At 63.4% G+C, this 25,219-nt stretch carries 23 protein-coding genes and 1 pseudogene; 12 read left to right on the forward strand and 12 right to left on the reverse strand.

All coding sequences use genetic code 11. From position 1 onward, the window contains the following. Window positions 1–30: 30 nt before the first annotated feature. Window positions 31–1,443 (forward strand): PLP-dependent aminotransferase family protein, encoded by a 1,413-nt coding sequence (locus WDS16_RS20505; protein ID WP_338887251.1) that lies wholly within the window; start codon window positions 31–33, stop codon window positions 1,441–1,443. Window positions 1,444–1,452: 9 nt separating this feature from the next. Here the strand turns inward: WDS16_RS20505 and WDS16_RS20510 are convergent, their stop codons facing one another. The 4 genes from WDS16_RS20510 to WDS16_RS20525 form a co-directional block, all read right to left on the reverse strand. Continuing rightward, window positions 1,453–2,184 (reverse strand): SDR family oxidoreductase, encoded by a 732-nt coding sequence (locus tag WDS16_RS20510; protein WP_338887253.1) that lies wholly within the window; start codon window positions 2,182–2,184, stop codon window positions 1,453–1,455. Further along, window positions 2,181–3,203, reverse strand: a complete 1,023-nt coding sequence (locus WDS16_RS20515; protein WP_338887254.1) for a phosphotransferase family protein — start codon at window positions 3,201–3,203, stop codon at window positions 2,181–2,183. The genes WDS16_RS20510 and WDS16_RS20515 overlap by 4 nt, the downstream gene beginning before the upstream one ends. After that, window positions 3,200–4,399 carry an acyl-CoA dehydrogenase family protein gene (locus WDS16_RS20520; protein ID WP_338887256.1) on the reverse strand — a complete coding sequence of 400 codons (1,200 nt, stop codon included), beginning with the start codon at window positions 4,397–4,399 and terminating at the stop codon, window positions 3,200–3,202. The genes WDS16_RS20515 and WDS16_RS20520 overlap by 4 nt, the downstream gene beginning before the upstream one ends. 83 nt (window positions 4,400–4,482) lie before the next feature. Beyond that, entirely contained in the window at window positions 4,483–4,959 is a 477-nt protein-coding gene (locus tag WDS16_RS20525) for an NUDIX domain-containing protein (RefSeq protein WP_338887258.1), read from the reverse strand. A gap of 223 nt (window positions 4,960–5,182) precedes the next feature. On the opposite strand from WDS16_RS20525, the gene WDS16_RS20530 reads away from it, so the two are divergent. The 4 genes from WDS16_RS20530 (at window position 5,183) to WDS16_RS20545 (ending at window position 9,382) form a co-directional block, all read left to right on the forward strand. Then, a complete protein-coding gene (locus WDS16_RS20530; RefSeq protein WP_338887260.1) occupies window positions 5,183–5,680 on the forward strand; it encodes a hypothetical protein in 498 nt (165 codons plus the stop codon). A 16-nt stretch (window positions 5,681–5,696) separates the two neighbouring features. Further along, the gene (locus WDS16_RS20535; protein WP_338887262.1) at window positions 5,697–6,038 is read left to right on the forward strand and encodes a DUF1801 domain-containing protein; all 342 of its coding nucleotides are present in this window, start codon (window positions 5,697–5,699) and stop codon (window positions 6,036–6,038) included. Between the two features lie 81 nt (window positions 6,039–6,119). Then, window positions 6,120–7,361, forward strand: coding sequence for a carboxylate--amine ligase (locus WDS16_RS20540; RefSeq protein ID WP_338887264.1), 1,242 nt, complete (start codon window positions 6,120–6,122; stop codon window positions 7,359–7,361). Window positions 7,362–7,402: 41 nt separating this feature from the next. Further along, a complete protein-coding gene (locus WDS16_RS20545) occupies window positions 7,403–9,382 on the forward strand; it encodes a hypothetical protein (RefSeq protein ID WP_338893553.1) in 1,980 nt (659 codons plus the stop codon). Window positions 9,383–9,458: 76 nt separating this feature from the next. On the opposite strand, the gene WDS16_RS20550 is transcribed toward WDS16_RS20545, so the two are convergent. Then, window positions 9,459–10,133 (reverse strand): YoaK family protein, encoded by a 675-nt coding sequence (locus WDS16_RS20550; RefSeq protein WP_338887265.1) that lies wholly within the window; start codon window positions 10,131–10,133, stop codon window positions 9,459–9,461. A 124-nt stretch (window positions 10,134–10,257) separates the two neighbouring features. Next, complete coding sequence (locus tag WDS16_RS20555) at window positions 10,258–11,028, reverse strand: lipase family protein (RefSeq protein ID WP_338887266.1); 771 nt, start codon at window positions 11,026–11,028, stop codon at window positions 10,258–10,260. Here WDS16_RS20555 and WDS16_RS20560 point away from each other — a divergent pair. Continuing rightward, window positions 11,015–12,952 (forward strand): annotated as a pseudogene (locus WDS16_RS20560) (pyruvate dehydrogenase); the annotation flags it as partial. The gene WDS16_RS20555 and the pseudogene WDS16_RS20560 sit on opposite strands and share 14 nt — an antisense overlap. Here the strand turns inward: WDS16_RS20560 and dapA are convergent. Beyond that, window positions 12,895–13,824, reverse strand: a complete 930-nt coding sequence (dapA, locus tag WDS16_RS20565; RefSeq protein WP_338887268.1) for a 4-hydroxy-tetrahydrodipicolinate synthase — start codon at window positions 13,822–13,824, stop codon at window positions 12,895–12,897. The pseudogene WDS16_RS20560 and the gene dapA sit on opposite strands and share 58 nt — an antisense overlap. Before the next feature lie 72 nt (window positions 13,825–13,896). Between dapA and WDS16_RS20570 the strand changes: the two genes are divergently transcribed. Then, complete coding sequence (locus tag WDS16_RS20570; RefSeq protein WP_338887270.1) at window positions 13,897–14,793, forward strand: LysR family transcriptional regulator; 897 nt, start codon at window positions 13,897–13,899, stop codon at window positions 14,791–14,793. Window positions 14,794–14,883: 90 nt separating this feature from the next. Then, window positions 14,884–16,188, forward strand: coding sequence for an aspartate aminotransferase family protein (locus WDS16_RS20575; RefSeq protein WP_338887272.1), 1,305 nt, complete (start codon window positions 14,884–14,886; stop codon window positions 16,186–16,188). Between the two features lie 21 nt (window positions 16,189–16,209). On the opposite strand, the gene WDS16_RS20580 is transcribed toward WDS16_RS20575, so the two are convergent. Further along, window positions 16,210–16,677 carry a MerR family transcriptional regulator gene (locus tag WDS16_RS20580; protein WP_338887274.1) on the reverse strand — a complete coding sequence of 156 codons (468 nt, stop codon included), beginning with the start codon at window positions 16,675–16,677 and terminating at the stop codon, window positions 16,210–16,212. 232 nt (window positions 16,678–16,909) lie between these two features. Between WDS16_RS20580 and WDS16_RS20585 the strand changes: the two genes are divergently transcribed. Continuing rightward, window positions 16,910–17,407 (forward strand): TetR/AcrR family transcriptional regulator, encoded by a 498-nt coding sequence (locus WDS16_RS20585; RefSeq protein ID WP_338887276.1) that lies wholly within the window; start codon window positions 16,910–16,912, stop codon window positions 17,405–17,407. A 10-nt stretch (window positions 17,408–17,417) separates the two neighbouring features. Here the strand turns inward: WDS16_RS20585 and WDS16_RS20590 are convergent, their stop codons facing one another. Beyond that, complete coding sequence (locus WDS16_RS20590) at window positions 17,418–18,491, reverse strand: aldo/keto reductase (RefSeq protein ID WP_338887278.1); 1,074 nt, start codon at window positions 18,489–18,491, stop codon at window positions 17,418–17,420. Between the two features lie 128 nt (window positions 18,492–18,619). On the opposite strand from WDS16_RS20590, the gene WDS16_RS20595 reads away from it, so the two are divergent. After that, window positions 18,620–19,489, forward strand: a complete 870-nt coding sequence (locus tag WDS16_RS20595; protein WP_338887280.1) for a helix-turn-helix transcriptional regulator — start codon at window positions 18,620–18,622, stop codon at window positions 19,487–19,489. A gap of 1 nt (window position 19,490) precedes the next feature. On the opposite strand, the gene WDS16_RS20600 is transcribed toward WDS16_RS20595, so the two are convergent. Next, complete coding sequence (locus tag WDS16_RS20600) at window positions 19,491–20,096, reverse strand: putative glycolipid-binding domain-containing protein (protein ID WP_338887281.1); 606 nt, start codon at window positions 20,094–20,096, stop codon at window positions 19,491–19,493. A gap of 118 nt (window positions 20,097–20,214) precedes the next feature. On the opposite strand from WDS16_RS20600, the gene WDS16_RS20605 reads away from it, so the two are divergent. Further along, window positions 20,215–20,556, forward strand: a complete 342-nt coding sequence (locus tag WDS16_RS20605) for a hypothetical protein (protein ID WP_338887282.1) — start codon at window positions 20,215–20,217, stop codon at window positions 20,554–20,556. A 41-nt stretch (window positions 20,557–20,597) separates the two neighbouring features. On the opposite strand, the gene WDS16_RS20610 is transcribed toward WDS16_RS20605, so the two are convergent. Continuing rightward, the gene (locus WDS16_RS20610; RefSeq protein ID WP_338887284.1) at window positions 20,598–22,262 is read right to left on the reverse strand and encodes an FAD-binding dehydrogenase; all 1,665 of its coding nucleotides are present in this window, start codon (window positions 22,260–22,262) and stop codon (window positions 20,598–20,600) included. Window positions 22,263–22,388: 126 nt separating this feature from the next. Between WDS16_RS20610 and WDS16_RS20615 the strand changes: the two genes are divergently transcribed. Beyond that, window positions 22,389–23,564 carry a helix-turn-helix domain-containing protein gene (locus WDS16_RS20615; RefSeq protein WP_338887286.1) on the forward strand — a complete coding sequence of 392 codons (1,176 nt, stop codon included), beginning with the start codon at window positions 22,389–22,391 and terminating at the stop codon, window positions 23,562–23,564. A gap of 12 nt (window positions 23,565–23,576) precedes the next feature. Here the strand turns inward: WDS16_RS20615 and WDS16_RS20620 are convergent, their stop codons facing one another. Next, window positions 23,577–25,052, reverse strand: a complete 1,476-nt coding sequence (locus WDS16_RS20620) for a SulP family inorganic anion transporter (RefSeq protein WP_338893554.1) — start codon at window positions 25,050–25,052, stop codon at window positions 23,577–23,579. Between the last annotated feature and the right edge of the window lie 167 nt (window positions 25,053–25,219).

Raw genomic sequence — 25,219 nt, forward strand, 5'->3', positions numbered from 1 at the left:
CTGCTTTGACCTTCGGTAAGGTGCAATTCCATGCCGGTAAACGAGGTCAATTCCGGATTCGATCTGCACCTGAACCTGGCTGCCGACGGTTCACGCAAAGCTGCCCTCGGACGGGCACTGCGCGAGGCCGTCGGATCCGGTCGCCTCGAACCGGGCACGACCCTGCCGTCGTACCGCACGCTCGCGAAAGACCTGCACATCGCCCGCAACACCGTCGCAGAGACGTATGCCGAACTCGTTTCGGAAGGCTGGCTCGAAGCCCGACAGGGATCCGGCACTCGTGTCGCGCACCGGGCAACGATGACGGCAGACCTACCTACCTCGACCGTGCCGCCTCAGGTGCGACCGACGTTCGACTTCCGTCCTGGCCGTCCCGACGCAGCGTCTTTCCCGCGAACCGCCTGGCTTGCCGCGGCCAGGCGAGCGGTGGGCAATGCGCCCGTCGACGCTTTCGGACCGGGAGACCCACACGGACGCATCGAATTACGTCGCGCGCTTGCCGGATATCTCGCACGGACTCGAGGCGTCGTGGCGGACCCACGCCGAGTTTTCGTGTGCTCGGGGTTCACACAGGCAGCGGGGTTCCTGACGCGGCTGCAGAACACGGCTCCGATCGCGCTCGAATCCTACGGTCTGCCGTTCCACCGCAGAATCTTCGAGGAGACCGGGGCGACGATCGCCGTTCCGGTGGACGAGAATGGATGTCGCATAGACCAACTGGAATCGACAGCTGCTCGGACTGTCGTCCTCACGCCGAGCCATCAGTTTCCGACGGGCGCTCCGCTGCACCCTGCGCGGCGGACGGCAGCCGTCAGATGGGCCCGTGCACACGACGGCCTCGTCATCGAAGACGACTACGACGGAGAGTTCCGCTACGACCGAAACCCTGTGGGAGCCATGCAGGCTCTCGACCCGGATCGGGTGTTGTACTTGGGATCGGTCTCCAAGAGTATGTCCCCGGCGATCCGCGTCGGGTGGATGGTCGTTCCCGAGCACCTTCACGACCCGATCCTCGCAATCAAGGGCGTCCGCGAGGCGACGGTAGGCGTCGTGGATCAACTGACGCTCGCAGAGCTCATCACCAGCGGCGCATACGATCGCCACGTCCGAGCAATGCGGTCGAAGTACCGCAGGCGCCGCGACGAGTTGTCACGCGCTCTCGCTCAGCGCGCTCCGCACATCGGAACCGTGGGCATCTCGGCCGGATTACAAGCCGTCCTCACTCTCCCGGAAGGAACCGAAAAGACGGTTCTGCAGATGGCCGGCGAGGTAGGAATTGCGCTGGAAGGACTGCAGTGGTTTCGGCATCCGCACGCGCTGTCCAGCATCACGGATGCAGTGCTCGTAGGCTTCTCGGCTCCGAGCGACGGTTCTTACACCGCGGCGGTGGACGCGCTCGTGACGGTACTTGCGCGCACCGCCCCGGGCCGACGGAGAGGGTAGATGGAAGGCTCAGGCCCCCAACCCAGCACCCGCCCTGGTGACCACCAGGCGCGGTACGACGGCCCGCGAGGACAGTCTCAGCACACTGGCTGAGAGCTCGACGATGTCCCCGACGCGAATCATCGTGTCAGCGGGGATCTTGTCCTTCGTCCAGTCGCTCATATCGGTATCGACATAGCCGGGCGCGATGGAGGTTCCGCTGATTCCGTTTCCGCTTTCCTCGGCATTCAAGGTCTCTACGAGCGAGAGCATTGCTGCCTTCGTCGCGCCGTAGACCGCCAACCCCGCTTCCGAGTACACACCGGCCATGGAAGCGAGCGCGATGACCTTGGCGCCACCGTCAGGATTCGCTTCGACGCCGAGCCGCAGCAGCGGAATGGAATTCTGCAGAACCTGGAACGGCGCCCGCAAGTTGACGTCGAGCGTCTTGTCGAACCTGCGCATCGGATAGTCGGCGATCGATCCTGCAGTTCCTACACCGGCATTGAGCACCAGCGCATCCATCGATCCGAACGCCGACGCGTGTGCCTCGACGATTCGGTCGGCGGCGTCACGATCGGCGAGGTCGGCAGCCACTGTCACCACTCGCGGAGCACCCGCAGCCTCGAGCCCCGCGGCGACGGCGGCGAGTGCCGTCGAGTCCCGTGCGGTGATCGTCAACGAATACCCCAGTTCGGCCATGCGCATCGCGATTCCGTAGCCGATGCCGCGGGATCCACCGGTAACCAGTGCAGATTTCATTTCTTGCCCTCCATCGCTCGGAGTCCTGCGGCCATGAACTCGTGGGTCGCTTCCGCTGCGGCAGCTGCACCGGACCCGGTGTCGGATCCTGCGAGCGCCCGATGGGTGATGCCCTCGCCGATGACTCCGAGCTTGAAATTCGCCAGCGCGAGGTAGAAGTTCCAGTCCGACAACTCGGTTCCGGTTTCACGGCTGTAGCGTTCGGCGAGTTCGTCAGCAGACGGATAGCGGTTGCTCGTCCACGCGGCACTCACGCCCAGCACAGCGTCGAAGATCGGCTGCCGGTACACACACATCAATGCGACGTCGGTGAGCGGATCACCGAGCGTCGACATCTCCCAATCCACGACGGCAGCAATCGAACCCGGACTTCCCTCGGTCAGGATCACGTTGTCGACGCGGTAGTCGCCGTGCACGATCGAGGACCCCGAGCGCGCCGGTACAGCGGCAGCGAGCTTGTCACGGAGGCGTTCGACATCAGGCAATTCCCGTGTCTTGACGGCTTCCCACTGTCGCGCCCAGGTCTTGACCTGACGACCGACGAACCCTTCCGGCTTGCCGAAGGATCCGAGCCCGACCGCCTCGAAGTCGACGCTGTGCAGTCGGCCGAGGACGCGGATCAATTCACTCGTGTTGGCCTCGATGTCGGCATCCGACAGATCCTCGAGGTCCTCGCGCGTTCGTACGACCCTGCCGGGATCGAACTCGACAACCGTTGTGGGCACACCTAATACCGCACCCTCGGAGTCGAATGCGATGGTCTTCGCGACGGGGACGTCGGTCGATTGCAAGGCGCTCGTCACAGCCCATTCGCGAGCCATGTCGTGCGCGGATGGAGTGAGACCGCTCATCGGGGGGCGGCGAACCACCCACGCAGATTTCTCGTCGTACGCTTTGAAGGTCAAGTTGGACCGTCCGCCGCTGATCAGTTCGACCTGTAAGTCGCCGACGAGGACGACGCCGTTGTCGGAGAGGAACTTCGCCAGCGCCGGCGTGTTCATTCCGGCGAGCTCGGTCATCGTGCCGCCTTTTTCGCTGCTCCGACGACTCGCTTGGCGATCGCCCATCGATGGACCTCGGACGGGCCGTCGTAGACCCGAAACGGACGTACCTCCCGGGAGAGTCGCGCCAGGGGCAGATCGTCGGATACGCCGAGTCCGCCACACATCTGGATGCTGCGGTCGACGATTCGGAATATCGCCTCGGCTGCATACGTTTTCGCGATCGAGGTCTCGTTGCCGGCATGCGAACCTTGATCGAGCGCAAAACAGGCCTGAACCAGCAGGGCTCGCGTCGCGGCAATGTCGATCTCGTTGTCGGCGACCATTTTCTGAACCATGCCGAGGTCGCCGAGGACCGATCCGAAGCCCTCACGCTGCGCCACCTGGGCGACGGCAATGTCGTGCCCGCGTCGAGCCGCACCGAGCCATCGCATCACGTGGGTCATGCGGGCGGGCCCGAGCCGGACCTGCGCGTAGGAGAAGCCCTCGTCGGCGGCCCCCAGCACGTTCTCGTCGGGCACGAACACGTTGTCGAAGAAGACCTCGCAGTGGCCACCGATCATGGCCTTGTCGAGGGTTCCGATGTGGCGGCCGACCTTGATCCCTGCAGTGTCGGCGGGAGCGAGGAACATCGTGGCGCCGCCGCGGTCGCCGGGCTTGCCTGCCGTGCGGGCCATGATGATGAAGAAGCCTGCGCCGTCGGCACCGGTGATGAACCATTTGTGGCCGTCGATCTTCCACCCGCCGTCGACCTTGACCGCAGTGGTCGTCAGCGCCGCCGGGTCGGAGCCGGCCCCGGGCGCGGGTTCGGTCATCGCGAAGGCAGATCGAACCTCGCCCGCCGCGAGAGGCGCGAGGAATTGCTCCTTCTGCGCGGCCGAGGCGATATGGGCGAGCATGTGGACGTTGCCTTCGTCGGGCGCGCCGATATTGAGGGCGACGGGACCGAACAGCGAGTAGCCACCCTCCTCGAACACAGGCGCGCGGTCGCTCATGTTCAGGCCCGCTCCCCCGTACTCGACCGGCGCATGCGGAGCGAAGACACCCGCGTCCTTGGCTGCGCGCTGCATCGATACCCGCAGGTCGTCGCCGCCTGCGTCCTCGATGTTGCCGAGAAACTTGTCCTCTATCGGCAGGATCTCGTTCCGAACGAAGGTTCGCGTCTTGTCGATCAGAGCCTGAACCTCGGGCGAATACGTCAGATCGATCGACACAGAAGCGCTCCTTCGGGGCTTCGGGGAACGACCGAGCGATCGCTCGGTCGGGCCTTCAGATTTGCACGGGCGGTCGCCGTACGTCAATACCCGGGGATCGGTGGCAGGGCGTCGAGCACGACTGTCTGGGCCGAAAGGAGCTTCACCCGCGCCTCCGCCACCGAGAACCAGGCAATCCTGTCGATCTCGGGGAACGACTGCATACGGCCCGACCTCGGCGGCCACTCGGTCTCGAACGTATTGCTGACGAAGCCTGCTGTGTCGAGCCCGGCAGCATCCACGTCGGTGTGGACTGCGAACACGGTCACCACTTTCCCGCCCTTCTGGACGATCTTCGGCAGTTCCACTGCCTCGCCGTCGGGAATCTCGATACCGGTCTCCTCGCGAAACTCACGTCGGGCAGCGGCCAGCGGGTCCTCGTCCGTGTATTCGCCTTTGATCACGGACCAGGCGCCGTCGTCCTTCCGCGCCCAGAACGGGCCGCCCGGATGGCCGATCAGCACCTCCCCCACGTCGCCTCGGCGACGGAACGGGAGAATTCCAGCACTCGTTTTCGGCATCGCACTACTGTGTCAGTCGAGTTTCGTGATTCGCCAGGCGCGTCCATCGTCGCGTTTGGCGCGTACAGCATCGAATCCGTCGACTCGACGACGAAATCGGGCGCGTGACGATCTGCCGCGGCCCGTGATGTCAACCAGGACCTGATCGCCGACGAGGTGGCCGTACTCGTCGATTGTTCCAGACGGAGACGTCTATCGCCGTTGCATATGGCAGTCTCGTGAGGTGCACGAAGCGGACAAACACCCCGAAACGCCGACGGGGCGCCAACCTGCGACTCGCGGTGTCCGGGATGTCGGCTGGGTGATCGGCGTCGGGCTGGCGCCTCTGCTGCTGCTGGCTTTGACCACGCCCGCCGTTGTGATCCTCGGTAGTCGTGACGGACTGCTACCCGAGGTACTGAGCAACTGGAACCTCTACGCCGTGTTCGGTCTCGTGATCTTCGCGCCCATCATGGTGGTCTCGTGCATCGGCGCGCTGGTGATGATCTCCAGATTTCGGGCCGGACGATGGATTGCCACGGCAGGAAACGTCGCGACGGCAGTGAGCATGGCGATCCTCGTGTACGCCGGAACGGCAGACCTGGTCGTTCCCCCTGCTGATCCCGATCCCGACAGCTGGGTGGCGGCGCTGTCGCCTGTCGGCACGATCTTGTTCGTCGTGCCCTACGTGGCACTGCTCGCCGCGAATCTATACGTCATTCGACGCCTGTGGAGGCATTGACCCATCTTCTGAACTCATGAGCGGAGACTGGCGCACCGACATCGTCGATGCGGTTCGTAACTCGATCGTGGCCGCAGCACCAGGCGTCGTCGAGGAAGCCAAGTGGCGCAAGGCGTCCAATCCCGACGGTGTGCCGACCTTCAGTCTCGACGGCCTGATCTGCACTGTGGAGACCTACAAGGACAAGGTCAAGGTGACCTTTGCGAAGGGTGCCTCGCTGGAGGATCCGTCGAACATTTTCAACGCCAGCCTCGATGCAGGCACGCGGCGAGCGATCGACATCCACCACGGTCACCTCCTCGATACCGCGGCGTTCGAAGACCTGGTGCGGAGCGCCGTGGAGATCAACCGAGGCTGAGCCCTGGGCTGAACCCTCACGCCCCCTCTGTACGGTGGACAAGACGACCTGACCGAAAGATCCCCGACGGAAAGGACTTGTATGCCGCAGCCCACACGACTGGAGAAGAATCCGGACAAGGGCTACGTCGCACTGCTGGGCTGGAGCCTGGCGGCAGTGGAAGCACTGGACGCATTCGACCGTAGATACCTGGTAGTGGCCCCCGAATGGGCCGAGCCCTACTGCACCGAGCACGACATTCCTTTCCTCCCGTGGAACTTCGAACGCCTCAACGATCGTTCGCTGGAGATCGCCGAAACGCTGCAGGGCAAAGGCGTCGACGTCGCGATCCCGCTGTACGAGGAGACGGTGGAGTGGGCGGGGGCGATCAACTCCGTACTGCTGGGCAACCCACGACTGTTCGGCCAGGCAATGTTGCTGCGCGACAAGGCGCTGATGAAGCGACGCGCGCAGCTGGGCGGTATCCGCGTCGGAATCTTCGAGGAAGCGCACGACCGCGAGGACGTCATCCGATTCCTGCGCCGGGTCAACCAGACGCTGCTCAAGCTCGACGGCGATCCCAACGACCCCATCCACCTCAAGGCCTTCGACAAGGCCGGGTGCCTCGGACACCGTGTCATCAGGACTCCCGACGAGGTCGACTCGATTCCCGACGACGAATTCCCGGTGCTGATGGAATCGCACCTCGACGGTTGGGAATTCGCAGTCGAGGCCTGGATCCACAACGGAAAGATCAAGTTCCTCAACATCTCCGAGTACGTGACGCTCGGCTACTCGGTGTTCGTTCCTGCCACACCGGAACTAGAGCGATACCGACCGCAGATCACCGCTCAGATCGAGAAGCTCATCAAGACCTTCGACATCGAATTCGGGTTCATCCATCCCGAGTACTTCGTCACGAGTGACGGTGAAATGTACTTCGGCGAGGTTGCTTATCGTCCACCGGGTTTCAAGGTATTCGAGCTGCTGGAGCGGGCGTACGGATTCAACGCCTATCAGGGTCTCGCCTTGGCGTTCGACCCCAAGACGACCGAGGAGGAAATCGACGCCTTCTTCCCACGCGAAGTCGTCGATGCCACCGGCCACGCCGGATGCTTCGGCGTCTACCCGCGACGACGCGTCGTCAGCCATCTCGAGATTCCGGAAGCGACCGCCGAGGACGACTACTACGAGACGAACGATCTGTCCGCGCCCGTCGAAGAGACCGTCACCAAGCGGACCGCGTTCGGAACCCATTGGGGGCTGCTGTACTTCTTCGGCGACGACCCCTACCGAATGCGAGATCTGTTGAAGCACCAGGAAGAACTGGACTTCTACGTGTGAGGCAAGATCTCGGGGACGCCGACAACGGACCGTCGCAAACACTGGATGCGCCCGTCGACCAAGCGCTGGTAACTCGACTTGCGCAGCTCGATCACGCCACCGACGCATTGGCTGCCGCACCGGATTTCTCCAAAGGCACGAAGGTGCGACGAGTCCTCGACTCGCTTCACCGGGTGTTGACGCGACCGGGTGGCTGCGCCGAAGTTCGTTCCCGGGCTGCTGTTCTCGACGAAGCGGGATTGTTCACCGGTACCGACTGGGCACATCCGGACATCCTAGTGCCGGGATTCGTCGGACCGAGTTTACGCAGCGGCGTCATCGACACGGTCGTACTCGAGGCCACCAGCGAGCTGCGGTTGGTCGCGATCGCCGCCGGCGAGTACGTCCATCCGGCAATCAGCGCCGAGGACGCCAAGCGTTTCCTGTCGCAGATTCTGGCGATGAACCTCGAAGTGTTGTTCTCGTCGCCGTCGGAGGCGGAGCGGGTTCGGCTCGGCCGTGTAGCGCATCTGATTCGTGATCTGTTCGCGTACGTCGCAGACCAGATCGGCTACGACAGCGTGCTCGGAGAACTCGGCGACGAGATCTGGCGAGTGTTGCGCCAGCGGCCTATTCAGGTCGATCACGTCAAAGCGATGGTCACTCGCATCGCGGTGTACCGAGAAGATCCCGACGTCGATCTCGGCGCATCCGGCCAAGGGCTCGATCGTCTGATCTCAGCACTGTTCGGGCCGACCGAGGCATGCCGTGAGGATCCTGGCGTCGACGTCTACCGCTCGCGTCTCAGCGCGATGGATGCCGAGGGTCTGGAGTTCGAGGCGCGCGGTTTTGCGCGTGCCATGCACGACACCGGCCTCGTGTCGCCGTACCACGCAACGCTTGCTCGCTTCCTGATCGAGCACAACACCTACCTACTCGGCGAGGCACTCGGCGTCTCCGAAACCGGCCGGACCTGCCTGCAGCGATATCCAGAGCTGGTGCACTGCTTGATCGTCGAGGCAGTGCACCCTGAATCCGCGCAGTGCCTGTACGGAATCGCGCTACTACTCGACCGCGGTATTTTGCACCAGCCCCCGATCGTTCCGTCGCTGTGGCGCCAACTGGCTCTCCGTCTCGCGCCCGACGTTCGTCAGCGCCTGCTCGACATCTTCGGACCGACCCCGGAACCCGAGGCCAGACTGCTCGGAGGTTTGCTGTCGATGCTCGGGCAACCCCTCGGCATCGGGCAGGGCGACAATCCGACGTGTCAATCCGCACGGGCACTGTCGATGTGGGCGTACAACGACCCGGATTACCTGTTGCAGATGGTCGTCTGGGCCGCGCGCGACGATGAGATCGTGATGCACTTCGAGGGGCAGCCACTCTCGTCCAACGACAGCTCGGGGGGAGTCGCGACGTCCTCACCGGTAGACCTCGATCCCGTGTCACAGCTCGTGGTACCGCACCTCGACCGTATCTACGCCGAGATGATCAGGCAGTGTGCAGGTCGACCGGGAGATCCGCATCGCTGGGTCAACCCCGAGTTCCACGGGTGGTGGTCGGCGCGCGGCTTCAACATCAACGTCGATGTCGAGACCGGGAAACTGATCGATCTCGACGAGTTCCTGCGCGGCTTCTACGCGTCGTATCACTTGGACTACAACGGTGGCCAGCCTCTTGTCCACCCGCAACCGGCGGGCATTGCCGTCACCGACAGCGCCGCTCGGTACGTCGGTTGGCATGCCATCACGATCCTGCGCATCGCACTCGATCCGGATGCCGTCATGCGGGTCTACTTCTTCAATCCGAACAACGACAGCGGTCAGGACTGGGGAGACGGCGTCGTCGTCGGGACGGCGAGCAACGGTGAACGGGCGGGCGAGGGCTCACTTCCGTTCGAGCAGTTCGCGTCTCGGCTGTACATCTTTCACACCGATCCGCTCGAACATGGTGAGCCGGAGAAGGTGCCCGCTGCAGAGATCGAGGCGACGGTCGGGTACATCGAACGTAGCTGGGGTTCGGATCGGCTGCCCGGAGGCTGATCTGTTCTGGCCTCTTCGACCGAGCTAGCACGGGTTTTCACGTCCTGGCGCCTGTGCCAGCTCGGCAAAAATGGTGCTAGCTTGTCCAGCGCTTCGACCGGCGAACTCCGAATACGGCCAGCCCCAGCGCAATACAGCCGGTCACCGCGGACACGATCGGGCCGTGCTGCGGTGCGGCAAAGATCGACACGGCTCCCGCGAACGACCCGGCGACCAGCGCTGCGATAGCACCGATCCGCAGCGCCAAGTATTCGGTGTCACCGCGGGCAAGGTCGTCGACGACGTTCACCATCGTTCCGGTCACGAACGTCGTCGACAGTCCACCGCCCACCGCGGATGTGCGTGCGACGACTGTCTGGAGTGCCATCGCCGCCGCCGACAGCGCGACGAGTCCGTCGACGACGATGGGATCGGTCGGACTGTGCAGAATCCACCAAGCCGCGAGACTTGCGACCTGGACCCCCGCCGCCACACCGAGCAGCATTCTCGTCGAGCGAACGGGTGATCGAGTCGTCGTGTGCGCGTATCGAAATCCGACCAGAAGAACGACGAAGAACACGGCGATGGAGACCGCGGCTCCGACCAATGTGGCGAGGTAGTCGTCCCGTCCGACGAGCCCGACCAGCACCAGGTTGCCGGTCATGTTGGCGGTGAAGATCCCACCCAGAGCCAGGAACGCGAACGCGTCGGTGGCGCCTGCTCCGAACGAGAGCACAAGCAGGAGCCACGGCGAGCGAGTCTTGTCGGTCATGCGAAAACCCTAGTTGTGCTCAGCACCAGTGATGCCGTGCGGCTCCGCCGCAGTGGCACGGTTAAGTGCATCCCAGTGCACTTAACCGTGCCACTGGAGGCGGAGCCTCCCCGACCAACTGGAGTCAGAGCGGGCGACCCAGCAACGCCAACGTCGCCGACCATGCCAACGCGAACAGATCGCGCACTGCCCCGAACGACGAAGCCGTCGACCAGACCGTCGTGATGCCCGACGGCGGTAACGGCTGACCGTCGAACCTGTCCTGCAGCCAGTCGAGCGTCAGCGGTGCCGAGAGTGGATGCAGCGACAGGTGCTCACTGAGCCGGTCACGCAGGTACGTCACGTGTGCCCCGTTGTCGAGGTAGCGATCCACCTGCCCATCGACGTCGTCGACCGCGATGATCTGGTCGTGGACCGCCTGGACTACGAGCATCGGCACGGCCGGTGCAATACGTCCCGGCTGGATCTCCTCGAACACTTCGAGGATTTCGGGCTTGGCCAGCAGGTCTGACAACGGGATGTCGATGTACCTGTCGAGATCGTGTCGCGCGAGCTTCCTGACCGCGGCGACGGTGGTGAGGTCGTTGACCGACTCGAGCAGTGCGAGACCTTCGGCGTTGACGTGTTCGCGCACCACGCGGTCCAGATCGGGGTAGGTACGCCGAAGACCTTCGACGACCAACGCGGGCAGGCCCGCATGCAACGTCGCGTTGAGCCGCAGGAAGGCCGATGCGGGATCTCCGACGGGTGATCCGAGGGCGGCACCGACGATGTCGATCTCGGGCGCGTATGTCTCCGCCATCTCGGCGGCCCACGACGTCGCGAGACCGCCACCGGAGTATCCCCACAGCCCGACTGGGGTGTCGTACGACAATCCGAGCGCCACTGCCCCCATCTGGGGTGCCGTGTCGCGACGCTACGTCGAGACCAGCTTCGGTGGAGCGACCGACAAGTTCAGCGGACGCCAGTTTTCACTTGTCGGCGACGCCGAACTCGACGAGGGTGCAGTGTGGGAAGCCATACTCGATCCGAGCATCGCGGATCTCGGCGAGATCGTCTGGATCATCGACCTCAACCGCCAGTCACTGGACCGGGTCGTCCCGAACATCGCCGCGGGGCGGTTGGAAAAGATGTTCGACGCCGCAGGCTGGCAGGTCATCACCGTCAGGTTCGGCGGGCTTCTCGAGGCGTTGTTCGCTCGCCCCGGAGGTGATGCGCTGCGCACCCGAATTCTGGACATGCCCAACCCCGAGTATCAGCGTCTGCTGCGTTGCACTGCAGAAGAATTACGCGTGAGGCTGCCCGGTGACGGCCCCGGTTCGACGGCGATCACTGCGCTGATCGCAGATCTCGACGACAGAACATTGACCGAGGCGATCCGCAATCTCGGCGGTCACGATCTTCCTGCGCTTCGCGCGGCGTACGCCCAGATCGACGATAGTCGCCCGACTGTCATCATCGCGTACACCGTCAAGGGTTTCGGCCTGCCGACGCAAGGTCATCCACAGAACCACTCCTCGCTGCTGACCGTCGACGAATACGATTCGCTTGCAGTCACTCTCGGCAAGAGCACAACCGATCCGTGGGCGAAGTTCCCGACCGGTAGTGCATCGGAACGAATCTGCGCAGACGCTGCCGCGCGTCTGCACCGCGATCCTCTTGCGCCGACGGAGCCCCCTGCCGTGCCTACTGATATCGGCCGCACACCGAAAGGCACGGCAACGACCCAAGCGGCGCTCGGCCGCACGCTGCTGGACCTGACCCGCGAAGCGCCCGCCGCGGCAGAGCGCGTCGTCACGGTCAGTCCTGACGTCAGTTCGACGACGAACCTCGGCGGATGGGTGAACAAAGTCGGTGTCTGGTCACCCACCGAGCGGCGCGACTGGTTCGAGGACGATGCCGAAACGATCATGCATTGGCGCGAGAATCCAGCCGGTCAACACATGGAACTCGGTATCGCGGAAACCAACCTGGTGGGGCTGATGGGTGAGCTCGGCGCTACCTGGAGCCGGTGGGGACAGCCGCTTTTCCCCATCGGCGTCATGTACGACCCGTTCGTCGAGCGCGCGCTCGAACCGTGGTCGTACGGCATCTATGCGGGCGGCCAGTCGATCCTCGTCGGCACACCGTCCGGCGTGACACTTGCTGCGGAAGGTGGTGCACACCAGTCGATCAAGACTCCGTCGATCGGAATCGAGCAGCCGGGATGCATCAGCTATGAGCCTGCCTTCGCGATCGATACCGAGTGGGCGCTCCTCGCCAGCATCGCGCGACTCGGGCGTCCCGACGGCACCTCCGCGTATCTCCGGCTGTCCACGAGGCCGGTCGATCAGACATTGGCCGATGTTCCGACGGATCCTGCTGCGCGAGAACGTCGCCGACGACAGGTGGTCGCGGGCGGGTATCCGCTCGTTCGCCGACCCGATGCCGTTGTCACCATCGTGTCGATGGGCGCACTGATGACCGAAGCGCTGGAATCAGCGGCGAGACTCGACCGAATCGGCGTCGTGGCCGACGTCCTGTGCATCACGAGCCCCGGACTTCTGTGGGATGCAGTGCAGGCACGAAACGGACGTGGCGACGCCCCGAGCTGGATCCTCGACCAGCTCTTCCCGGCAGAACGCGCGACACCCATGGTGACGGTGCTCGACGGCCACCCGCACACACTTGCATTCTTGTCGACGGTGAACCGTGTCGCGTCGATATCGTTGGGTGTGAGCATGTTCGGTCAGGTCGGGTCGCTCGACGAGGTCTATCGGTATCACGGCATCGACACCGATTCGATCGTGCGCGCCGGCCTGGACGTCATCGGCAGGTGAGGGAGTGTCGCCGCTAGGCGCTGCACGTGCTCCTGCGGCGACTCGAGGAGCGGAAGTCGCACTGCCGCAGCGTCGATGATACCGAGCGCGTGCAGTGCGACCTTTGCCATGATTGCCCCCTGGGATGTCCTCATGACTGCATCGGTGAACGGCAGCAGTCCCCGCTGTAGACGACGAGCCGATTCGAGATCGCCGTCACGGACCAGTTGTATGAGTTCGGCGTTCTGCTCTGCCACGATGTTTCCCACGACGCTGACGAGCCCCGCCGCACCGATGGCAAGGTACGGCAAGTTCAGCTCGTCGATTCCACAGTAATAGTCGAGCGAAGTCCGAGACATCATCGACATAGCCTCGAACAGATCGCCTTTCGCGTCTTTGACTGCGCGAATGTTCGGGTGTCCCGCAAGTTCGACGAGTGTCGCCGGGTCCATCGCGGTCCCAGCGCGCGCGGGGACGTCGTAGAGCATCACCGGCAGATCCGTCGCATCCGCCACCGCCATGCAATGAGCAACGATTCCGGCCTGCGTCGGCCGCGAGTAGTACGGGCAGACGACCAGCAGTGCATCCGCCCCCGCCGACTGAGCCCGACGAGCTCGCGCGACACTGGATGCAGTGTCGTTGGTGCCGACTCCTGCGATCACCCGTGCTCGGCCGTTCGCCTTCGCCGCTACCGATTCGATCAGCGCCGCCGTCTCGGTCTCGGTGAGCGTGGGTGCCTCACCTGCTGTGCCTGCCACGACGATGCCGTCGCACCGGGTGGCAATCAAGTGCTCGACGAGCTGGTCCAGGCTGGATTCATCCAGACCGTGCCCGGCACCCATCGGCGTGACCATGGCGACGAGGTTGGATCCGAAGAGCTGTTCACTGTTCATTCGCTGATTGTGCGCACTCTAAAACCACTGGTCCAGCGATACTTATTTCGCAATATTGCGTAATCTTGCTTGATGATCGAAGTTGCCGCACTGCACGCTCTGCGCTCGGTTGCCGCTCTAGGGACCATGGCGCGGGCAGCCCACGAACTTGGATTCACCGCGTCCGCGGTGTCGCAGCAAATCAAACGATTGGAACGCCAAGTCGGAGTCGAGGTACTCGCACCTGCGGGTCGAGGAGTCGTGCTGACGCCGGCTGGACAGGCCCTCGTCGACTCATCCCCCGACGTGTTCGACGCCCTGGAGCGGTGCGCGGAGGCTGCGCGGTCCGTCGCCGAAGGCGCTCCGCGGGGCACCCTGCGCGTCGTCGCTTTCTCGACCGCCATTCGCGGTCTCCTGGCGTCGGCGGTGGGCAGGCTGGCGAGCGAGTGTCCAGATCTCGAAATCCGAATTAGCGAACAGGATCCCGATCGCGCCGTGCACAGCGTCGATACTGGATCCGCCGATGTCGCACTGGTCCACGACGCGGACGGTCTGCCCGCACCGATGCCTTTCTCGCTCGATCGGAGCCTCGTACACACCGACTTCGGCGACATCGTCGTGCATCGGCGGCATCCCCTCGCGCAGTTCACTGTGCCGCTGACTCCAGCTGCACTACAGGGCAATGAATGGGTGACTAGTCCGCCGGGAACTGTTTGCCACCAATGGTTTCGACGCCTGGTCGCGGATCTTCCCGAGGCCCCTGACGTTCGACATCTCGTCGACGACTTCTCCAGCCAACTCTCGTTGGTCGCATCCGCGAATGTCGTCGCCCTCATCCCCCGCCTCGCCCGCCCGCCCCTCGGAGATGATCTTGTCGCACTGGCACTGCAGCGGCCACCGACGCGAGAGGTTCATGCAGCGTGGCGTCGTAGCGCAGAGTCGAGCCCGTCGATCCGAGCACTCGTCGCCGAATTGTCTGGCGAGGCGTGACGTTCGTGCCTACGAGGTTCGTCGCGCAGGTCTATCCTGTGGACGTTCGCACTACGGCCGTCACCGGTCGACCACAACCGAGGAGACGCCGTGAGCACCGACAGCTTCTGGGACGACGCCGATCGCCACCTCGTTCGCTACGGCGCTAGCTTCACCCCACGCATCATCGAGCGCGCAGCAGGGGCGTACGTGTACGACAGTGAGGGTCGCGCAATCCTCGACTTCACCTCGGGCCAGATGAGTGCGGTGCTCGGGCACTCGCACCCCGACATCGTCAGAGCGGTGTCCGAGTCGGTGGCAACACTCGACCACCTGTTCAGCGGAATGTTGAGCAGGCCGGTGGTGGATTTGGCGAAGAAGCTTGCGGCAACCCTGCCGGCGGAGCTGAGCAGGACACTGCTGCTGACGACCGGTGCCGAGGCCAACGAAGCTGCACTCAAGATGGCGAAGCTCTACACGGGTGGATACGAGGTCGTCTCGTTCGACCGGTCCTGGCACGGCATGACCTCCGGTGCCGCAGCAGCAACCTTCTCAGCCGGCCGCCGCGGGTACGGCCCTACGATGCCGGGCAACCTGACACTTCCGACGCCGGACTCCTATCGCCCACAATTCCGGTATTCCGACGGCTCGTACGACTGGGAAACCGAACTGGCATATGGCTTCTCATTGGTGGACAGACAGTCGACCGGCGCTCTCGCGGCCTGCCTGGTGGAACCGATTCTGTCGTCCGGAGGCATCATCGATCCGCCTCTCGGCTACCTCGCGCGTCTGAAGGAGCTGTGTGTCGAGCGTGGGATGCTGCTCATCCTCGACGAAGCCCAGACCGGTCTCGGGCGGACCGGTCAGATGTATGCGTTCGAGCGTGATGGCGTGGTCCCGGACATTCTGACGCTGTCGAAGACACTCGGCGCCGGCCTTCCGGTGGCGGCCGTCGTCACCGGGGACAGCATCGAGGAGACGTGTCGCGAGCGCGGGTTCCTGTTCCTCACCACGCATGCGTCCGATCCCCTGGCCGCTACTGTTGCCAACACCGTTCTCGACGTCATCGAACGCGAAAGCCTGGTCGAACGTGCCGCGAAGTTGGGCGAGCAGCTCGTGGATCGACTCGACGCCTTGCGCGATACCTACGAGGTCGTCGGCGATGTCCGAGGCCGCGGACTGCTGCGAGGGATCGAGTTCGTCACCGACAAGGCAAGCAAGGCCCCCGCCGACGCCCTGGGCCAAGCTGTGACGACTGCGTGCCTCGAGCGCGGGCTGCACCTCAACATCGTGCAGTTACCCGGTATGGGTGGCATCTTCCGAATCGCGCCCCCGTTGACGACGAGTGAGGACGAACTACACGACGGAATCGACATCCTCGACGCGTCCATCAAGGCAGTTCTCGCAGCTTCGTGAGTGACAGCTTCGTGAGTGACGCTAGGGCCCCGTGGCGCCCCCGTACGTAGCGATCTTGTATTCGGTTGCCAACAAGGATAATTGAAGCTCCCGTATCTGCCGACGGATGGTGTCGCGGTGTTCGACGAGGATGTCGAGCCGTTCCGGGACAGTAACGTCCCCGCGGTCGACGAGATCGACGTATTGCTGCAGGTCCCGCATAGGCATGCCCGACAAGCGCATTCGCGAGAGAAATACGAGCCTACGCACCGCCGCGGCGTCGTACTGCCGGTGACCGTGCGAATCGCGGTCCACCTCGATCAGACCGCATCTCTCGTAGTAGCGCAGCGTGTGCGGTGAAAGATCGAGCAGTTCGGCCACCTCGGAGATAGCGAGAGGATCGGTTACCTCACCCGGATCGATCAGCCCGTGAACGATGTCCATCGTCATCGGTGTGTCCGCTGCAGCCAGCGCTGCCAGCGCCTTACCCATCAAATCCACGGTCGCCATGACTCGAAGGTAGCCCTGGTTCGCGCTTCACACCGGCCGGGACAGTCACATTCGAGGGTGTCAGTCCTCGGATATCAGCCGATAGATCACATACGCCGCGAACCACGCCGTCATACCGATGCACAGCACAAGCAAGACATCGAAGACCACTACCAAATCCCACCTCCATGCGAAAGGACATCGCCAGAAACTTCTCCACGCGGAGAATTCTGACCTACGGTATCTTCTCTGCGTGGAGAAGTCGACTCGGGACGCACTGCTGGATGCCGGGCTCGATCTGCTCGGGCGAGTCGGTTTCCGCGGATGGTCCATGCGGGGCGTGGAGGACGAGGCGGGCGTTCCTCACGGATCAGCGCGTCACCACTTCGCCAACCAGCATGGGCTGGTTCTGAACATGGTGCGACACTTGCTCAGCGGGGACCGTCCTCGCCCCGGAGAGACACCGCAGGATCGAATTGCGCGATGGATCGAGCCGGAGCTGGGACGGACTCGGGCTCGGTACGAACTGATTGTTGCTTCCTTTCACGATGCCGAACTTGCAGCGGAGCTGGTTCGTGGCCGGGACCAGTTGATCACCGCCGTGATCGAAGAGACCGGTATCGCTGCAGCCGATGCAGCCGAATTCGCTGCAGCGATGGACGGTTTACTCTTGGACGCGCTACTTCGCAGACAAGGGCCGAACTCGATCGACGCACGAAAGATCATGGATCTGTTCCGACACACACGGTGACAGCACCGAACTACCAGCGAACCGGGCTACGCGGACGGGTTCGGGTTTCTCCGTGCGCGACGCCGCGCACCATCGGCCTCATCAGGAACTCGTGTGGGAATCCGAGATCCACGGCGCTGGCTTCGTCGAGTCGCTGCAGGTGCTCGTCGTCGAATTCGATCTCGAGCGCACCAAGATTGTCCTGCAACTGTTCTGGCGTACGGGCACCGATCAGCGAACTGACCACCGCCGGATTCTGGAGCGTCCAGGCGAGGGCGATTCGCGCTGCGGTCTGGCCGGTTTCTCGTGCGATCTCGGCGACGACGTCCGATATTCCCAGGCCTCGGGCGGTCAATGTCCGGTTCGCTACCGCGTGTTCGCGGCGGGTGCCACCCGGGACGTCGGACCCAGGAGCTATCAGGTCCGCGGTGGTGTACTTGCCAGTGAGCACGCCGCCGCCCAATGGCGCCCATGGGATCACGCCGAGACCCAGTTCTGCAGCCATCGGAATCAGGTCACGTTCGGTCGATCGCTCGATGAGGCTGTACTCGACTTGCAGGGCCGCAAGCGTGGGCCAACCCCGAAGCTCGGCGATGGTCTGCATTCGAGATACCTCCCACGCAGGTGTGTCGGAAATGCCCAGGTAGAGGACCTTGCCACTACGGACCAGCTCTCCCATCGCGGCGATGATCTCGTCGGCGGGGGTGAGTCCATCCCACGCGTGGAGATACAGCAGGTCGATGTAGTCCGTTCCGAGGTTTCGGAGACTGGCTTCGACGGATCCGATCAGACTCTTGCGATTGCCGCCGCCCGCATTGGGGTCGGTCGGATTGCGTGTTCCCGAATATTTCGTCGCGATCACCACCGACTCCCGACGGCCCCGAACGAACTCGCCGAGATACTGCTCGGACTGGCCGTCGGTGTAGATGCTGGCGGTATCGACCATATTGCCGCCGGCCTCGACGTATGCGTCGAAGATCTTCTGTGATGTTTCCTTGTCAGCTCCCCAACCCCAAGCGTCGCCGAATGTCATGGTTCCCAGCGATAGTGGTGAAACGCGTAGCCCGGATCGTCCTAGCAACCGGTACTCGTCCAAAGTTGTCATCGCAGCCCTTTCGTCGGTGTGTCGGTCCCACCGACCGTGCCCTCTCCGCCATGTTCGGGGAAGGGCGTGAGTATCCTGGGAAGTTCAGTACCAGGCTGATTGCCGCAGTCTCGCCTAGCCTGGAGAGCGTGAATCAGACGCCGCCATCCATCGCACGTCAGGAGCTGGCGGCATTCCTGCGCAAACGGCGCGAAGCGCTACAACCTGCAGATGTGGGGCTCCCGCCGCGCATCAGTTCGACGCGGACACCAGGGCTTCGACGCGAAGAGGTAGCAGCGCTCGCGGGAGTGAGCGTCGACTACCTGATTCGACTGGAGCAGGCACGCGAGGTTCGGCCGTCACCGCAGGTAGTTCGGTCGTTGTCCGTCGCACTGAAGCTGACGACCGATCAGACCGGATACCTATTCACTCTCGCCGGGCACCGACTGCCGGAGCGATCCACCCGCCCGAACGTGCCCAGCGGACTTGCACAGCTGGTTCTCGACGTCAGCCCCCTGCCCGCCATGGTCCTGAACCATCGCCTCGACATCCTGGCCTGGAACGACGTCATGGCCACGCTGTTGCTCGACCTCGGTGACCAATCCGATCAAGATCGCAACGTCCTGCGAATGTGTTTCCTGGACAGTCGCTTCGACGGCTTCTACGGGCAGCGCGACGACGTCGTCCGGGGTGCTGTCGCCGATCTGCGTGCAGCCTGGGCGGGTCATGCGCACGACGACGAGTTGGCACGACTCATCCAGGAACTCGAAGAAGGCAGCGACGAGTTCGCGCGCTACTGGCGCTCACGCGAAGTCTCGGTACGGGCACAGGGCGACAAGCCGATGGACCACCCTATCGTCGGGCCCGTCACCGTGAGCTTCGACGTACTCAACCCGCTCGGAGACCCTGATCTTCGCCTCATCATCTACCGAGCTGCCGACCCCCGATCACAGTCTGCGCTCGACGAACTCGCACGCATCTCCGAACAGCGAAGCAAGCGACATCTGCGGACGATCTGAGTCAGGCTCCAACCGGTTCGCGCGTTGCCAGTCCGGGATAGTCGAGGATCAATCCTGTTTCGTCGTAGTGCAAGTCGGCTGTGAAGTCGAACCGAGGTGCGGTGTACGCGCAGGAAAACCGGGACGCACCGATGACCGGGATGTCGTAGGTCTGATCCAAGACACCGGCCGTGCAGTCAAGTTGCACGTACGCCGCCTTCACCGCGTACGTACCCGGATTCTCGACGAGCCTATGGATGGGAAGGGTATTGGTCACGAGGGAAGCTTCGAGATCGATATCGATGCAGCCCGCGAGATCCGGCCGGGCCCTCCCGTCGACGGTCCAACCGCCTCCCTCGTCTCGTAGGAGTTGGGTCGTCCGCGTCGCCACGCGGGTGTGTGTCTCGATGGTGGCCTCGCGGGTCTTCCAGTTCTCGTCGACGCTGACGCTGTAGGTCACTGCGTAGCCGACCCCGTCTTCCACGATCAGACTGTTTCCCCACAGCCGGGTCATGCCGTCTCTGTTGCTGGTCGAGAAGTGCGCGATCTCGAATCCGGCTCGGAGTCCGAGATGCCTCCACGCTGCGGTCGCAGGGAGTGCAGCGAGCCGACTCGTGTCGATTTCCATCGTGCGGTCTCCTTTTCCGTCCAATGAACAGCATGCCGCGCAGATCCGTGGAAACCTATCGAGCAGGTCTTCGGGTCAATCGGAGTGGGGGCACATGAACGGTCGACGGGTTGGTTCGATGTCACTTCGTCTCGACGCTGCCTATTGCGCGGCGACCGCGATCTTGGTTGCGATGTTCGCACCGCTGCTCGCTGACCCCCTCGGTACCAGCCCCGTCGTGCTGGTCGTCGTGGCGCTCGTTGTTGCCGCGTGGGCAGCAATTCTGCGGTTCGGCTCGATACGATTCGCCCTTCGCCCGATGCTATGGACTGTAATGACGGCCAACGTCGTCGGAACAGTAGCGATCGGGCTTTTGGCTCTGGTTGTTCCGAACACAGCACTGTCGATACTCATCGCCGCCGTCTCTGCCGAGGTTGCGGCGTTCGCCTGCAGTCAGGCACTATCGTTGCGAACCCTCTGATCGAATTCGGCGTCAGCGACGACAGTCTTCGACCAGGCGACTCACGCCTGCGCGGCCAGCGCCCGACCCGCCTGTCGCCCGCCGAAGATGCAGCCACCCAGGAAGGTACCTTCGAGCGATCGGTAGCCGTGTACGCCGCCACCGCCGAATCCAGCGATCTCACCCGCGGCCCACAAACCGGGCACAGCGGATCCTTCGGTATCGAGGACCCGCCCGTCGAGGTCGGTCTGGATGCCACCCAACGTTTTCCGGGTGATGATGTTCAGTCGCACTGCGATCAGTGGACCGGATTTCGGGTCGAGGATCTTGTGCGGCGCGGCAGTACGAGCGATTCGCTCGCCGCGTGATCGTCGGGAGTTGTGGATAGCCGAGATCTGCAGATCCTTGGTGAACGGATTGTCGACTTCACGGTCACGAGAAACGATCTGGCGCTGCAGATCGGCGAGGTCGATCAGGTCGTCCCCGGATATCCTATTCATTCCGACAACGAGCTCACGCAGGGAATCCGCGACGACGAAGTCCTCACCATTTTTCTTGAAGGCCTCGACCGGTTCGCTGGCGCCCGGCAGAACTCGTCCGAGCACCAGTTTGAGGTTCTTGCCGGTTATGTCGGGGTTCTGCTCCGACCCCGACAGTGCGAACTCCTTCTCGACGATCTTCTGCGTAAGAACGAACCAGGAGTAGTCGTACCCGCTGTCCTGGATGGCTTTCAGTGTGCCGAGGGTGTCGAATCCGGGGAAGTTCGGAACCGGGAATCGCTGCCCACGCGCATCGAACCACATCGACGAAGGCCCAGGAATGATTCGGATTCCGTGGTTCTTCCAGATCGGGTTCCAGTTCTTGATGCCCTCGGTGTAGTGCCACATCCGATCCTTGTTGACGAGCCGACCGCCTGCACGCTCGGTGATCCCGAGCATCCGGCCGTCGACATGCTCGGGAACGCCGGAGATCATCGACTTCGGTGCCGCACCCAATCGCGCAGGCCAATTCTCGCGTACCAGATCATGATTCGAACCGATTCCACCTGCTGTCACCAACACCGCTCCTGCGCGCAGATCGAACTCGCCGACCTCGACGCGGGTACTCCCCGAGCCACGCTCGGACGTGCTGGGCTCGAGGACTGCGCCACGCACGCCGTCGACGACGCCTGCTGTGTCGGTCAATTCGTCGACCCGATGGCGAAACGCAAAGCGCACAAGACCCTTGGCGGCTGCCTCGCGGACCCTCCGCTCGAACGGCGCCACGACGCCGGGGCCGGTACCCCAGGTCAAATGAAAACGAGGAACCGAGTTTCCGTGTCCTTCGGCGAGGTAGCCGCCTCGCTCGGCCCAGCCGACGATCGGAACCCACCGCACGCCTTGCGCGTGGAGCCAGGACCGCTTCTCCCCTGCTGCGAAGTTCAGGTAGGCCTGCGCCCACTGGTGTCCCCAGTAGTCCTCACCCGCTGGATCGTCGATTCCTCGGTCGAATGTCGCGCTTCCGAGCCAGTCCTGCCACGCCAATTCAGGCGAATCTTTGATCCCCATACGCCGTTGCTCGGGGGTATCGACCATGAACAGACCACCGAGCGACCAGAACGCCTGCCCACCGAGGTTCTGCTCCGGTTCCTGATCGAGCAACAGGACCCGCTTGCCTGCATCAGCGAGCTCCGCGGTCGCTACCAATCCGGCAAGTCCCGCTCCCACCACGATCACGTCTGCGTCCATACCCCACTCCTTCACTCGGTCACCCTCGACTGTGCTCATGGTGCACGGAGAACTCAACGAATTGGCGTGAACTGACGATACTGTTTGTCATCAGATGACAAACTCGTTACGACAGGGTGTAGCTCGATGGCCAGTGCTCGCGAGAACGTCGTCGCTCACATCGAACAAGACCTGACGGTTGTCGTCGCGGCGGCCGTCGACGCGATCCGGAAGTCGATCCCTGCATATCGAGATCTTCATGGGGCCCAACTGGCTGATGTCGAAGCCATCGCGTTCTGGTCGCTGCGGCGGCTGATCACCCTGTGGTCGGACGGATCCGTGGTGGTCGACCAACGAGATCAGAGCCGCTTCCGCGCGATCGGCGCAGCGCGGGCATCGGACGGACGACCGTTGACCGACGTACTCCGGGCGTACCGAGTCGCGTCGAGTGTGTTCTTGCGGCACGTCGGAGAGGCCTACCTCGATGACCTCGATCCCTCCGACGTCGTCGAACTCAGCGTCACCGTACTCGAGGCTGTCGACGCGATCTCCGAGGAGATCACCGAGGCGTACACCACTGCGCGCGAACAACTTACATCCAATCGCAACCAAGCACAGGCAACGTTGCTCGACGATCTCGTCGTCGGCCGTCGAACTTCTCCCGGCGCCCTCGCCGACCGCTCCCGCGAGCTCGGCATCGAGCTACCGGCACACCCGCACCTTCTCGTCGCACAGACGATCGACTCACCGATCACCGACAAGACCGTCGACGCGCTGCTGACAACGCTCGGAACAACACAGCGGACACATCTCTGCACCCGGCGCGATCGACGCGCAATTTTGCTGCTTCCCAATACCGTCACCCTCCGCAGTGTCGACGACGCGTGCCGGACGCTGCTGTTGCACGGGTGCCTCGTAGAGAGAAGGCCACTCGGAGAAGTCAGCGCCTCCTACAGAGTGGCGTCGGAAGCGCTCGACACCGCTCCCGCTCATGCGTTTCAGGAACGGTCCGTGCTCGACGAGGGGGATGCACAGCTACTGGCGCTCCTGACGGCGCGACCCACGGCGGATACGACGGCGGTAGTGCGGGCCGTACTCGGACCGCTGACCGAGGCCGCCAACGGTCATATTCTCGACGGCGTGGCGGCGTTCATATCCGCCGGGACTGCCACGGCCGCGGCGTCCGCGCTTCGGCTTCACCCGCAAACTCTGCGGTACCGGCTCCGTCGTGCCCGCGAGCTGACCGGCAGGGATCCACGCCACGCGTGGCACCGGCTCGCCCTCGACACCGCACTTCAGCTCCGCCAACTCGCCAGTACCTGAGGGTGTCTCTTTTCAGTGCCCGCCGGTCAGGCGCCCGGTCAACCGGACATGGCGAGCGGCCGAGGCTGCGTCCAGACCGATGATCTCCGCGTGCTTACCCTTCGACTCGTACTTCGTGGTGATCGCGTCGAGCGTCGCAACAGTCGATGCGTCCCAGATGTGGGCGCCACTGAGATCGATGACCACGTTCTTCGGATCGTCGATGTAGTCGAATTGGTAGATGAGGTCGTTGCTCGATGCGAAGAACAGTTCACCGGTCACCAGGTAAACGCGGGTATCGACCAACCCGTCGTTGTTGGTGTCTTCCTCCGATACCTTGGTCACGTTCGTAAGGTGAGCCACCCGCCGGGCGAAGAGCACCATCGCGGTGACGACACCGACAACGACGCCATACGCGAGGTTGTGCGTTGCGACGGTCACCACGACCGTCGCTACCATGACCGCAGTTTCACTCTTGGGCATGCGCTGCAAAGTCTTCGGGTGAATACTGTGCCAATCCAACGTTCCGATCGCGACCATGATCATCACCGCAGCGAGTGCGGCCATCGGAATCAACGCCACGATGTCACCGAGTCCGACGACGAGGACGAGCAGGAAAATGCCCGCGAGGAAGGTCGAAATTCGGGTGCGGGCGCCGGAGGCCTTGACGTTGATCATCGTCTGACCGACCATCGCGCATCCCCCCATGCCGCCGAAGAAGCCAGTGATGACGTTCGCTACGCCTTGGCCCCAGCTCTCACGGGTCTTGTTCGAGTGCGTATCAGTGACGTCGTCGACGAGTTTGGCGGTCAGCAGCGACTCCAACAAGCCGACGATGGCCATGGCGAACGCGTACGGAGCGATGATGCTCAGCGTCTCGAGGTTCAGCGGGACATCAGGGAAAAGCAAGGAAGGCAAACTCGATGGCAAGTCACCCTCACCGCCGACGTTGGGAACATTGAACGCGAAGACCACAGTGGCGGCCGTCAGCAACACGATCGCCACCAAAGGGGCGGGGACGACCGAGGTGATCTTGGGAAGCAGGAACATGATCAGCAGACCGGCGGTAACGAGCGGATACACCATCCACGGCACGCCGATGAGAACCGGAAACTGCGAGGTGAAAATCAGAATCGCCAAAGCGTTCACGAACCCAACCATGACGCTGCGGGGAATGAACCGCATCAGCTTCGCTACGCCCAGCACTCCGAAAACGACCTGAAAGACGCCGGCGAGGATGACTGTGGCAATGAAGTAGTCGAGGCCGTACTCTTTCGCCACCGGTGCTATGACCAGTGCAATGGCGCCCGTGGCGGCGGAGATCATTGCGGGACGACCGCCGAGGAAGGCGATGGATACGGCCATCGTGAAGGATGCGAACAGCCCGACTCGCGGGTCGACACCGGCGATGATCGAGAACGCGATGGCCTCAGGAATCAAAGCCAAGGCTACGACCAGTCCGGCCAGCACCTCTGTCTTGAGCATCCGAGGGGACCTTAGAGCCCTCATCACCGTCGGAATTCGCTCCTCGGTGGGGCTGGGCACCGGTGAGGCTTTCGCTGCTGAGTGACTCACAATTCTCCATTCATCATTGGTCGTGCTCAAAATTCTTCAGGCATGACAGCGCAGGGCGCCGGTGTGTATCGGTGGGCGCCCAGGGGCTTGTGTCGCGGAGC

Source organism: Rhodococcus sovatensis (genome assembly GCF_037327425.1).
Taxonomy (GTDB): Bacteria; Actinomycetota; Actinomycetes; order Mycobacteriales; family Mycobacteriaceae; genus Rhodococcoides; species Rhodococcoides sovatense.